The 12,751-nt window shown below is 60.3% G+C and carries 10 protein-coding genes; 3 read left to right on the top strand and 7 right to left on the bottom strand.

Annotated features, from left to right (window positions below):
- Positions 1–209 precede the first annotated feature (209 nt).
- The 3 genes from xseA (at position 210) to leuA (ending at position 4,558) form a co-directional block, all read left to right on the top strand.
- Positions 210–1,589 (top strand): exodeoxyribonuclease VII large subunit, encoded by a 1,380-nt coding sequence (gene xseA, locus HU727_RS06705; RefSeq protein WP_186530304.1) that lies wholly within the window; start codon positions 210–212, stop codon positions 1,587–1,589.
- 3 nt (positions 1,590–1,592) lie between these two features.
- Positions 1,593–2,414, top strand: a complete 822-nt coding sequence (locus tag HU727_RS06700) for a peptidoglycan DD-metalloendopeptidase family protein (protein WP_186530306.1) — start codon at positions 1,593–1,595, stop codon at positions 2,412–2,414.
- Between the two features lie 464 nt (positions 2,415–2,878).
- On the top strand, positions 2,879–4,558 hold the full coding sequence (gene leuA / locus HU727_RS06695) for a 2-isopropylmalate synthase (protein WP_186530308.1): 1,680 nt from the start codon (positions 2,879–2,881) through the stop codon (positions 4,556–4,558).
- Positions 4,559–4,736: 178 nt separating this feature from the next.
- Here the strand turns inward: leuA and HU727_RS06690 are convergent, their stop codons facing one another.
- The 7 genes from HU727_RS06690 to ispG all read right to left on the bottom strand — a co-directional run bounded on the left by HU727_RS06690 (position 4,737) and on the right by ispG (position 12,749).
- Entirely contained in the window at positions 4,737–5,528 is a 792-nt protein-coding gene (locus HU727_RS06690) for an amidohydrolase (RefSeq protein WP_186530310.1), read from the bottom strand.
- Entirely contained in the window at positions 5,516–6,664 is a 1,149-nt protein-coding gene (locus HU727_RS06685) for a pyridoxal phosphate-dependent aminotransferase (protein ID WP_186530312.1), read from the bottom strand. The genes HU727_RS06690 and HU727_RS06685 overlap by 13 nt, the downstream gene beginning before the upstream one ends.
- Before the next feature lie 214 nt (positions 6,665–6,878).
- The gene (der, locus tag HU727_RS06680) at positions 6,879–8,351 is read right to left on the bottom strand and encodes a ribosome biogenesis GTPase Der (RefSeq protein ID WP_186530314.1); all 1,473 of its coding nucleotides are present in this window, start codon (positions 8,349–8,351) and stop codon (positions 6,879–6,881) included.
- Between the two features lie 135 nt (positions 8,352–8,486).
- Entirely contained in the window at positions 8,487–9,638 is a 1,152-nt protein-coding gene (gene bamB, locus HU727_RS06675; protein WP_186530316.1) for an outer membrane protein assembly factor BamB, read from the bottom strand.
- Positions 9,631–10,272 carry a tetratricopeptide repeat protein gene (locus HU727_RS06670; protein WP_186530318.1) on the bottom strand — a complete coding sequence of 214 codons (642 nt, stop codon included), beginning with the start codon at positions 10,270–10,272 and terminating at the stop codon, positions 9,631–9,633. The genes bamB and HU727_RS06670 overlap by 8 nt, the downstream gene beginning before the upstream one ends.
- Positions 10,273–10,313: 41 nt before the next feature.
- Positions 10,314–11,603, bottom strand: a complete 1,290-nt coding sequence (hisS, locus tag HU727_RS06665; protein WP_186530320.1) for a histidine--tRNA ligase — start codon at positions 11,601–11,603, stop codon at positions 10,314–10,316.
- A gap of 36 nt (positions 11,604–11,639) precedes the next feature.
- The gene (gene ispG / locus HU727_RS06660; protein ID WP_186530322.1) at positions 11,640–12,749 is read right to left on the bottom strand and encodes a flavodoxin-dependent (E)-4-hydroxy-3-methylbut-2-enyl-diphosphate synthase; all 1,110 of its coding nucleotides are present in this window, start codon (positions 12,747–12,749) and stop codon (positions 11,640–11,642) included.
- Between the last annotated feature and the right edge of the window lie 2 nt (positions 12,750–12,751).

Genomic DNA, 12,751 nt, shown 5'->3' with positions numbered 1-12,751 from the left:
TTATAAGACTGGGGAGACTGTAGCCAGTACCGAGGAGCACCACCAGATATCAAATGAACCCTATGTGGGAGCGAGCCTGCTCGCGAAAGCGGTTTTCATCCACAGCAGTTGTTGGCTGACCCAACGCCTTCGCGAGCAGGCTCGCTCCCACATGGGGATTTACGTCGTGTCATGGTGATTGAGGGGTAAATGCCTTTAAACTGCGGCCCATGATTAAAGATCCCTTTGCAAGACTTGGCCTGGACCGTGAAGTCCTGACCGTCAGCCAGCTCAACGGCCGCGCGCGGGTGTTGCTCGAAGACGTGTTCAGCAACATCTGGGTCGAGGGCGAAATCTCCAACCTCGCGCGCCCGGCGTCCGGCCACGTTTACTTCACCCTCAAGGACAGCGGCGCGCAGGTGCGTTGCGCGCTGTTCCGGCAGAACGCGGCGCGGGTGCGTCAGGCGCTGAAGGACGGTCTGGCGGTCAAGGTGCGCGGCAAGGTTTCGCTGTTCGAAGGCCGTGGCGACTATCAACTGATTCTCGACACCGTGGAACCGGCCGGTGATGGCGCGCTGCGCCTGGCTTACGATGCCCTTAAGGAAAAGCTCAGCGCCGAAGGCCTGTTCAGTGCCGAACGCAAAGTGCCCTTGCCCGCGCACCCGCAGCGCATCGGTATCATCAGTTCGCCGACCGGTGCAGTGATCCGCGACATCATCAGCGTGTTTCGCCGCCGTGCGACGCAAATCCAGCTGACATTGATTCCAACCGCCGTACAGGGCCGCGAAGCCACCGCGCAAATTGTTCGCGCCTTGAAAATGGCCGATGCCCGTGGCTTCGATGCGCTGATCCTGGCTCGCGGCGGCGGTTCGCTGGAAGACCTCTGGTGCTTCAACGAAGAAGCCGTGGCCCGAGCGGTCGATGCCTGCGTAACGCCGATCGTCAGCGCCGTTGGCCATGAAACCGACGTGTCGATCAGCGATTTTGTCGCCGACGTCCGCGCGCCGACGCCTTCCGCCGCTGCCGAATTGCTCGCCCCCGATTCCAGTCACTTGATTCGTCAGGTCGAGAGCCTGCATCGGCGGCTGGTGATGCGTATGCGCGACCGGTTGATGCGTGATCGCCTGCGCCTTGAGGGCATGGCGCGACGGCTGCGGCATCCCGGCGAGCGTCTGCGTCAGCAGGCGCAGCGCCTGGATGATCTGGACATGCGCATGCGGCGGGCCTTCGAGCGCAGCCTCAACACCCGTCGCGAGCGCTTGATTCGTCTGGAAACCCGCCTCGCCGGGCAACACCCGGGGCGGCAACTGGCGATGCTGCGTCAGCGCCTTGAAAGCCTCGCTGAACGTCTGCCCCGGGCGATGCGCGATGGCCTGAAACAACGCCGTCAACAATTGCACAGTCAGATGCAGACCCTGCATGTGGTCAGTCCACTGGCGACCCTCGGTCGCGGTTACAGCATTCTGCTCGACGAACGTGGCCACGCAGTTCGCAATGCTGCGCAGACCCATACCGGCCAGCGCCTGAAAGCCAAACTGGGCGAAGGCGAACTGCAAGTGCGCGTAGAGGACAATCACCTCACGCCCGTCACCCTCTCTTTACTGGACTGATCCATGCCGCGTTTTCTGGCTCCATTGCTTCTGCTGTGCCTGACCTTCAACGCCCACGCCGACAGCTACATCACCCGGTTGCTCAACAAACCCGTGCCGGGCGGCGTCGCGGTGGTTGACCTGGGCACCGCCGCGCAAGCACCAAAGGCGACCTATCAGGGCAAACCGGTGCTGGTGGTAAAGGAGCAGAACAACTGGCTGGCGATCGTTGGCGTGCCATTGACGGTCAGACCGGGCGCGCAGCAAATCAGCAGCGCCGGGCGCAATCTGCCATTCACCGTTGGCAGCAAAAAATACCCCGAGCAACACATCACCTTGAAGAACAAACAGCAGGTCAACCCGAACGCTGACAATCTCAAGCGGATCGAGGGCGAACTGGCGGTGCAGATCGCGGCTTACCGCAGCTTCAGCCCAAACACGCCGAGCAACCTGCTGCTGGACAAACCGGTCAACGGGCCGCTGTCGAGCAAGTTCGGTGTGCGCCGCTTCTTCAATGGAGAAGAGCGCAATCCCCACGCCGGCCTCGATTTCGCGGTGCCAGCGGGCACGCCGATCAAGACCCCGGCGGCGGGCAGGGTGATTCTGATCGGCAACTACTTTTTCAACGGCAACACCGTGTTCGTTGACCATGGCCAAGGCTTTATCAGCATGTTCTGCCACATGTCGAAGATCGATGTGAAGAACGGCCAGCAACTGGCCCGTGGTGCAGTTGTTGGCAAGGTGGGCGCCACCGGGCGAGCGACCGGGCCGCACATGCACTGGAACGTCAGCCTGAATGATGCGCGGGTTGATCCGGCGATTTTCATTGGTGCTTTTCAACCCTGAATCATTGGTTGGGCTACCGGCGCCTTCGCGAGCAGGCTCGCTCCCACAGGGGTATCTTTGATGTCAATAAGATCCAGTGTGGGAGCGAGCCTGCTCGCGAAGGCGGCCTATAAAACACCGCCATACTCAATGAATCTCCAAAAACTCAATTGCGCCCCAATCTTGCCTTACGCAAACATCAACAACTTCCACCGCCTTAAGCGCAATAAATTCCTGCTAAATCCCGCTTTCCGAGGATTCCTCTCAATTTTTTTCGACTGCTTGCCATCCTTTTCCCTCGCGGTTAGGGTTGAAGCCATGAAAACCTCTCACACCCTCATTCAGCTTCGCCAGCACCGCAGCCTGTGCCTCGTCAGTGCACGACTGCCGGGCTGAATCGCTGCGCCTCGTCCCACGCTTTTCCAAGAACATTCGTTCAACCGGCAGGCCGCCTCTTTTCGGCCCAGACAACAAGGAATTTCCCGATGAGCATGCTCAAAGACCCGTCTTCGAAATACCGCGCGTTTCCCGTCATCAACTTGCCGGATCGCACCTGGCCGTCGAAAACCATCGACGCCGCGCCGATCTGGTGCAGCTCCGACCTGCGTGACGGCAACCAGTCGCTGATCGAGCCGATGGACGCGGCGAAGAAGCTGCGCTTCTGGAAAACCCTGGTTCAAGTGGGCGTGAAGGAAATCGAGGCATCGTTCCCGGCGGCATCGCAAACCGACTTCGACTTCGTGCGTACGCTGATTGAGGAAGGCCATATTCCGGACGACACCACCATTCAGGTGCTGACCCAGGGCCGTGAAGACCTGATCGAGCGCACCTTCGAATCCCTGCGTGGGGCCAAGAAAGCCATCGTTCACCTGTACAACGCGACCTCGCCTTCCTTCCGCCGCATCGTCTTTAACCAGGACAAGGACGGCATCAAGGCCATCGCGGTCAACGCTGCCAAGCTGTTCGTCAAATACGCAGCCATGCAGCCGGACACCGAGTGGACGTTCGAATACTCGCCGGAAACCTTCAGCGCCACCGAGCTGGAATTCGCCAAGGAGGTCTGTGACGCCGTGATCGAGGTGTGGAACCCGACGCCTGAGCGCAAGATGATCCTCAACCTGCCGGCCACCGTTGAATGCGCAACCCCTAACATCTACGCCGACCAGATTGAGTGGTTCGGCCGCAACATCAACCGTCGTGACAGCGTGATCATCAGCCTGCACACCCACAACGACCGTGGCACCGGCGTGGCCGCCACCGAGCTGGGCCTGATGGCCGGCGCCGACCGTGTCGAAGGCTGCCTGTTCGGCAACGGCGAGCGTACCGGTAACGTCGACCTCGTCACCGTCGCGCTGAACATGTACACCCAGGGCGTTGACCCTGAGCTGGACTTTTCCGACATCGATGGCGTGCGCAAAGTCGTCGAAGAGTGCAACCAGATTCAGGTTCACCCGCGTCATCCGTATGTCGGCGATCTGGTTCACACTGCGTTCTCCGGCTCGCACCAGGATGCTATCCGCAAGGGCTTCGCCCAGCAGAAACCGGACACCTTGTGGGAAGTGCCATACCTGCCAATCGACCCGGCCGACATCGGTCGAAGCTACGAGGCGGTGATTCGCGTCAACAGCCAGTCGGGCAAGGGCGGTATTGCTTACTTGCTGGAGCAGGAATACGGCATCAGCCTGCCGCGCCGTATGCAGATCGAGTTCAGCCAGGTCGTTCAGCGTGAAACCGACCGCCTCGGTCTTGAGATGACTGCCAAGCAGATCCATGCGCTGTTGATCAGCGAATACCTGCAAGCCAACACCCCGTACGCACTGGTCAGCCATCGTCTGCAGGAAGAAAACGGCAACAGCGCCGTGGAAGTTGAAGTGGCCAGCAAGGGTCAGGGCGAAACCAATCTGCACTGGCGCGGCAAGGGCAACGGTGCGCTGGAAGCACTGGTCGCCGGCCTGCCGATTCCGGTGGAAATCATGGACTACAACGAGCACGCGATCGGTGCGGGCACCAACGCCAAAGCGGCGGCTTATATCGAGCTGCGTGTGAACGGTGAGCGTGCGGTGCACGGCGTGGGCATTGATGAAAACATCACCACCGCCAGCTTCAAGGCCTTGTTCAGCGCACTGAATCGCTCGCTGAGCCAGCCCGAGGCGAAAGCGGCGTAAGCGCCTGCTGAAAAGCAAAAGGCCCCGGCGTGTGAACGCCGGGGCCTTTCTTTTTGTCTGACGTTTTTGTGCCGTATTCACCGGCCCCTTCGCGAGCAGGCTCGCTCCCACATTTGAAATGCATTCCCCTGTGGGAGCGAGCCTGCTCGCGAAGGGGCCAGCGCAGGCAATGAAAGGCTTAAGTGAACTTGAAGGTATCGGCATCCAGGTTGGCCGGAAAACGCTCGCGATACGCCGCCAACGGCGCCGCCTCCAGCACGACCTTAAAGACCCCGTCTGCCTCCCCCGCCGCCAGCAGGGTCTCGCCCTGGAAATCCAGGACCTGACTGTCGCCGGTATAAGCGAAGCCTTTGCCATCGCTGCCGATACGATTCACCGCCGCCACATAGCAGAGGTTTTCGATGGCTCGCGCCGGCAGCAGGCGATTCCAGTGCAGACGCCGCGCACCTGGCCAATTGGCGGTGTACAGCAGCAAATCAGTATCCTGAGCATCGCGACTCCATACAGGGAAGCGCAGGTCGTAGCAAATCAGCGGCCGAATCCGCCACCCCTTCAGTTCGAACTGCACCTGCCGTTCGCCGGGCGTGTAGTGGTTGTGTTCGCCGGCCATGCGGAACAGGTGGCGCTTGTCGTAATGCAGCACCTCACCGTCCGGACGCGCCCACAACAGCCGATTGCGATGACTGCCGTCAGCGGCCTGAATGATCACACTGCCGGTGATCACCGCGTCGAACTTCGCCGCCTGCGCCCGCAACCATTTGCTGGTCGGGCCATTTTCGGCTTCGGCGAGGGTTTCCGATTCCATGGAAAAACCGGTGGTGAACATTTCAGGCAGGATGAACAGATCGGCACCACGGGCCTGCTCCAGCAACAGCTCGAAATGCTCCAGGTTGGCCTGGCGGTCATGCCAGGCCAGGCTCGTCTGAATCAGCGCCAGAGTGAGATCGGGCAACGCACTCAGATCGCGCATAGTTTTGCCGCCGCTTCGCGCAGCGTCTCCTCACGCTTGGCAAAGCACAGCCGCACCAGGCGCTGGCCTTGCGGTGGATTCTGGTAGAACACCGACACAGGAATGCTCGCGACACCGTGTTCGCGGGTCATCCACATCGCCATGTCGACATCATTCAGATCGGGACGAATCTGCGAATAATCGACCAACTGGAAATACGTGCCGGTAACGCGGGTGAAGCTGAACCGCGACGGCGTCAGCAGATCGCAGAACAGGTCACGCTTGGCCTGATAGAAACCCGGCAGTTCTTCGACGTGTTCAGGATGTTCGGCCATGTAATCGGCGAGCGCATATTGCAACGGCGTGACGCCGCAGAAACTGACGTACTGATGCACTTTGCGCAGCTCGGCGCTCAGGGCTGGCGGTGCGACGACGTAGCCGGTTTTCCAGCCAGTGACGTGATACGTCTTGCCGAACGAGCTGACCACGAAAGCGCGCTGATACAGCTCTTCATGGGCCAGTACGCTGACATGCGCCACATCGTCGAACACCAGATGTTCATAGACTTCGTCGCTGATCAGATAAATGTCGCGATCACGGATCAACGCAGCCAGTTGATCCAGTTCAGCCCGGCTGATCAGCGCGCCGCTCGGGTTGTGCGGGGTGTTGAGGATGATCATCCGCGTGCGCGGGGTGAGCGCAGCGCTGAGCTGATCGAAATCGATGGAAAAATCCTTCAGTCCAAGCTGCAAATGCACGCAACGGCCGCCGGCCAGTTCCACCGCAGGTTCGTAGCTGTCATAGGCCGGATCGAAGATGATGACTTCGTCGCCGCTGTGGATAACGGCCTGAATGGCGCAGAAAATCGCCTGGGTCGCACCGGGCGTCACTGTCACTTCATGATCGGCGTCGACCTCAACGCCGTAGCTGCGCGCGATCTTGGCAGCGATCTGCTGACGCAACGCCGGCAGGCCCGTCATCGGCGAATACTGGTTATGGCCACTGGCAATGTGTCGACCCACCGCGTCGCGCAACGACTGCGGCCCGTCGAAATCAGGGAATCCCTGGGACAGGTTGAGCGCGCCGGTCTGCGCCGCGAGCTGAGACATCTGCGTGAAAATAGTGATGCCGACATTCGGCAGCTTGCTGGTGATCATCGGGGGTTCTCTGCTCAACACCCAGGCTCTGACGACGGCGCGGGAGAGCCCGAGGATAGCCCATCCAGCGGCCATAAAAAAAGGGCACTCTGGTGAGCACCCTTCTTATCGCCGAACCCTGTAGGAGCTGCCGAAGGCTGCGATCTTTTGATCTTGTCGTAAAAGCAAAATCAAAAGATCGCAGCCTTCGGCAGCTCCTACACGAAGTGATAAATCACTTCTTGTCGCGGCGTTTCTTGCTGGCTTTTTTGTTGTGCGACATCAAGCGACGCTTCTTGTTGACCTGGCGGTCGGTCAGCGTGTTCTTGTTGCCTTCGTACGGGTTCTCGCCGCCCTTGAATTCGATGCGGATCGGCGTACCGACCAGCTTGAGAACACGGCGATAAGTGTTTTCCAGATAGCGCACGTACGACTTCGGCACTTTCTCAATCTGGTTACCGTGGATCACGATGATCGGCGGGTTCGCACCACCCAAGTGAGCGTAACGCAGCTTGATCCGGCGGTTGTTGACCATCGGTGGCGCGTGCTCGCCCACCGCGTCTTCCAGAATCTGGGTCAGACGGTTGGTCGGCCAGCGGGTGACCGCCGACTTGAAGGAGTTCTGCACCGAGGCGTACAGATTGCCCACGCCCGTACCGTGCAGCGCGGAGATGAAGTGGATGTCAGCGTAGTCGACGAAGAACAGTCGACGCTGCAGCTCGACCTTAACGTAATCGCGCTCGCTCGGCGTCATGCCGTCCCACTTGTTGATCGCGATCACCAGCGCGCGACCCGACTCGATGGCGAAGCCCAGCAGGTTGAGGTCGTGATCGACCACACCTTCGCGGGCATCCATCACGAAGATCACCACGTTGGCGTCTTTGATCGCCTGCAGGGTTTTGACCACGGAGAATTTTTCAACTTCTTCGTGGATCTTGCCGCGCTTGCGCACACCAGCGGTGTCGATCAGCGTGTATTTTTCTTCGTTGCGCTCGAATGGGATGTAGATACTGTCGCGCGTGGTGCCGGGTTGGTCATAAACGATCACCCGGTCTTCACCGAGCATGCGGTTGACCAGGGTCGACTTGCCGACGTTAGGACGGCCAATGATGGCGATCTTGATGCCGTCTTTTTCGCTTGGGCCAGGAATGCGCTTGGCTTCCTCGCCTTCGGCGACAATCTCTTCTTCCTCGCCTTCCGCCAGCTCGTCGTCATCGCGCGGGAAATCGCCAAGGGCGGCTTCCAGCAACTGCGTGATGCCACGGCCGTGAGCACCGGCGATCGGAAGCGCGTGGCCCATGCCCAACGGGGCGAACTCAGCGCGGGCCATTTCCGGATCGATGTTGTCGACCTTGTTGGCGACCACGTGGGAACGCTTGTTACGTTTGCGCAAATGCTCGGCGATCATCTGGTCGGCAGCGGTAAAACCGGCCTTGGCATCTACCAGAAACAGCACCACATCGGCTTCTTCGATGGCCAGCAGCGACTGCTCGGCCATTTTTTCGTCCATACCATGTTCGTCACCGGAGATACCGCCGGTGTCGATCAGAATGTAGGAACGCCCTTGCCACTTGGCCTCACCGTACTGGCGGTCACGGGTCAGACCGGACAAGTCGCCGACGATGGCGTCACGAGTCCTGGTCAGGCGGTTGAACAAGGTGGATTTGCCGACGTTCGGTCGGCCCACCAGGGCGATTACGGGAACCATGCGGCTCTCCACTTCGTTATTTCAGAAAATACAAAAGCCGCTGCGAGGCAGCGGCTGGTGCTCGGGGCAACACCCAGGGGTGCTGCAAACCCTGCAGATGCAAGGTCGCTTGGGGATCAACCCCAAGCATAGTTGTTACTTGATGGTCAGGGCTTCCAGTTTGCCGCTGTTGCCATACACGTAAATCGTGTCGCCCACTACCAGCGGACGGGCACGCAGGCCGTCGCTGTCGATGCGCTCACGGCCTACGAAACGACCGTCCACCTGGCTCAACAGGTGCAGATAACCTTCCAGGTCACCCACGGCCACGTAGCTGGAGAACACTTCCGGTGCCGACAGTTGACGGCGAGCCAGCGAATCGTTGCTCCACAATGCGGTAGTCGAACGCTCGTCGACGCCTTCAACGGTGCCCGAGGACAGGCTCACGTAGACGCTGCCGAAACCCTGAGCGATACCGGCGTAGCTCGACGCATCGCGCTGCCAGAGTTGACGACCGCTTTCCAGATCCAGTGCCGCGACGCGACCCTGATAGCTGGCCACGTACAACGTGCCGCCGGACAGCAGCAGACCGCCGTCGATGTCGACCACGCGCTCCAGTTCCGAACGACCCTGTGGAATGGCGATGCGTTGTTCCCACACCGGCACGCCGTTGGAGATGTCCAGAGCGACCACTTTACCGGTCGACAGGCCAGCCACCGCGAGGCGGTTGGTGACCAGCGGTGCACTGGTGCCACGCAGGGTCAATACCGCCGGCGTGCTGTCATACACCCAGCGCTGATTGCCGGTGGCAGCATCCAGACCGATCAGACGATCGTCCTGGGTCTGCACAACCACCACGTCGCCGTTATTGGCTGGCGGCGCGAGGACTTCGCTGTTGACACGAGCACGCCACTTCTCTTCACCGTTGATGGTGTCCAGAGCAACGACTTCGCCTCGCAGCGTACCGATCAGAACCAGACCGTAACCGACGCCAACGGCGCCAGAGACAGGCAGTTCAAGATCCTGTTCCCACTTCACGTCGCCATTGGCGCGATCCATGGCCATGACCACGCCGGTGACATCGGCGGCGTAGATGCTGTCGCCGTCAATCGCCGGCACCAGCATGTTGTAGGTTTCGCCCTGACCGTCACCGATCGAACGACTCCACTGCTTTTGCAGAACCACTTCTTCTTTGAAGTCGGTCAGTTCGGCCGGTGGCAATTCTTTTTTGCTGTTGCTGCTGCAACCCGCGGCCAGAAGGGCCAGAGCCAGCAATGCTGCATGCTTCCAACGGATCACGTCACGCATCCCCTTTGGCCAGGTCGTCGAGCTTGATTTGAAGGCCACCGACCGCCGCTTCATCCGACAGTGCCGCCTTGGCTTTTTGATACGCCTTGTTCGCGTCATCGGTACGGCCCAAGCGCACCAGCAGGTCGCCCTTGAGTTCTTCGCGAGTGGCCAGGAACGCTTTGTCGGCATCGCCGTCGAGCAGTTTCAGGGCGTCTTCTGCCTTGTCCTGCGCGCCCAGCACCTGCGCCAGACGCTGACGGGCGATTTCGCCCAGCGCCGGGTTGGCCGGTTTGTCGACGATCGCTTTGAGTTCAGCCGCAGCGTCGTCCAGCTTGCCGCTGTCGACCGCGACCTTGGCGACGAACAGGCTGCCGTACTGCGCGTAGGCAGAACCGCCGAACTCGCTGTTGAGCTTGCCGGCCAGATCCGCAACGCGGGCGGCGTCAGGCTTGCCGTCAGGCGTGAGCGTGGTTTCCAGCAATTGCTGATAGAGCACCGAGGCGCCTTGCGACTGGTTGCTCTGATACTTGTGATAAGCCTGCCAGCCGAACACGATGACCAGCGCCAACAGGCCGCCGGTGACCAGAGGTTTGCCGTTGCGTGTCCACCAGTCCTTCAAATCCGCCAACTGTTCGTCTTCGGTACTCGACACCCCAATACTCCTTAATCGCTAAATCGGCTGTTAAGACAGCTTCAACCCTGCACGACGCAGGTGGCCAGGTGAGCGGCAAGCGCATCCCAGGCAATGCTTTGTTGTTCGCCCTGGCCACGCAGGGGTTTGAAACCTACCACTTGCTGGGCCATTTCGTCGTCACCGAGGATCAGCGCGTACAGCGCACCGCTCTTGTCGGCCTTCTTGAACTGGCTTTTGAAGCTGCCGGCGCCGGCATTGACTTGCAGGCGCAGGTTTGGAAGTTGATCGCGAACCCGTTCGGCCAGGGTCAGTCCGGCCAGCTCGGCCTCTTCACCGAAGGCGCAGAGGTAGACATCGACCTGACGGGAGATTTCTGCCGGAATCTGCTCAAGTGTTTCGAGCATCAACACCAGACGCTCGATACCCATGGCGAAACCGACGCCGGTGGTCGGCTTGCCGCCCATCTGCTCGACCAGACCGTCGTAACGGCCGCCCGCGCAGACAGTGCCCTGGGCGCCGAGCTTGTCGGTGACCCATTCGAAAACGGTTTTGCTGTAGTAATCGAGGCCGCGTACCAGCTTCGGGTTGAGCACATAAGGAATGCCGACGGCATCCAGACGCGCTTTCAGGCCTTCGAAGTGGGCGCGGGATTCGTCGTCGAGGTAGTCGGCCATTTTCGGCGCATCGACCAGCACGGCCTGGGTGTCGGCATTTTTCGTGTCGAGCACGCGCAGCGGGTTGGTTTTCAGGCGACGCTGGCTGTCTTCGTCGAGCTTGTCGTGGTGCGCCGAGAGATACTCGACCAGCGCTTCACGGTAGCGTCCACGGGACTCGCTGGTGCCCAGGCTGTTGAGTTCGAGCTTGACCGCATCACGGATGCCCAGCTCGCCCCAAAGGCGCCAGGTCATGATGATCAGCTCGGCGTCGATGTCGGGACCGTCGAGGTTGAACACCTCCAGACCGATCTGGTGGAACTGGCGATAACGGCCTTTTTGCGGACGCTCGTGGCGGAACATCGGGCCGATGTACCAGAGTTTCTGCACCTGGCCACCGCCGGTGATGCCATGTTCGAGCACGGCACGCACGCACGCAGCGGTGCCTTCCGGACGCAGGGTCAGGGAGTCACCGTTGCGGTCTTCGAAGGTGTACATCTCTTTTTCGACGATGTCGGTCACTTCGCCGATCGAGCGTTTGAACAGCTCGGTGAACTCGACGATCGGCATGCGGATCTGCTTGTAACCGTAGTTATCCAGCAGACGCGCAACGGTGCCCTCGAAATAACGCCACAGCGGGGTCTGTTCGGGCAGGATGTCGTTCATGCCACGAATGGCTTGCAGAGACTTGCTCACAATAAATCCTTAAATTCGTTCGGCTTGCGGTCAGGCTCAGCCCCGCGCGATAACCGCTGCGTCAGCGTCGACCTTTTCGGCCGCTTTCTGGCGGATCAGCCGTTCCAGCTCATCCACCAGATTGTCGTTCGTCAGTTTCTGCGACGGTTTGCCGTCGATGTAAATCAGGTTCGGCGTGCCGCCGGTCAAGCCAATATGGGCTTCCTTGGCTTCGCCGGGGCCGTTGACCACGCAACCGATCACCGCGACATCCAGCGGCACCAGCAGGTCTTCAAGGCGCCCTTCCAGCTCGTTCATGGTTTTGACCACATCGAAATTCTGCCGCGAGCAGCTCGGGCAGGCGATGAAGTTGATGCCACGGGAACGCAAATGCAAAGACTTGAGGATGTCGTAACCGACCTTCACTTCCTCGACCGGATCCGCTGCGAGCGAGATACGGATGGTGTCACCAATCCCTTCGGCGAGCAGCATACCTAGGCCGACGGCGGATTTCACTGTGCCCGAACGCAATCCACCGGCTTCGGTGATACCCAGGTGCAGCGGCTGAACGATTTCCTTCGCCAGCAAACGGTAGGCTTCGACGGCCATGAACACGTCGGAGGCCTTCACGCTGACCTTGAAGTCCTGGAAATTCAGGCGTTCAAGATGCTCGACATGGCGCAAGGCGGACTCGACCAGCGCGGCCGGGGTCGGCTCGCCGTATTTCTTTTGCAGGTCTTTTTCCAGCGAGCCGGCGTTGACGCCGATACGGATCGGAATGCCGCGATCACGCGCTGCATCAACTACGGCCCGCACACGGTCTTCGCGACCGATGTTGCCCGGGTTGATACGCAGGCAATCGACACCCAGTTCGGCGACGCGCAGAGCGATCCGGTAGTCGAAATGGATATCGGCAACCAGCGGAACCTTGACCAGCTGCTTGATCTTGCCGAACGCCTCGGCGGCGTCCATGTCGGGCACCGAGACGCGAACGATGTCGACGCCGGCAGCTTCCAGACGATTGATTTGCGCAACGGTAGCGGCCACGTCATTGGTGTCGCTGTTGGTCATGCTCTGCACCGCGATCGGCGCATCGCCGCCCACCGGTACGTTGCCGACCCAGATCTTGCGCGATTCGCGACGTTTGATTGGAGATTCGCCGTGCATGA

It is taken from the genome of Pseudomonas khorasanensis (assembly GCF_014268505.2).
In the GTDB taxonomy this organism is placed as follows: domain Bacteria; phylum Pseudomonadota; class Gammaproteobacteria; order Pseudomonadales; family Pseudomonadaceae; genus Aquipseudomonas; species Aquipseudomonas khorasanensis.
This window is presented reverse-complemented; position numbering and strand designations above follow the sequence as displayed.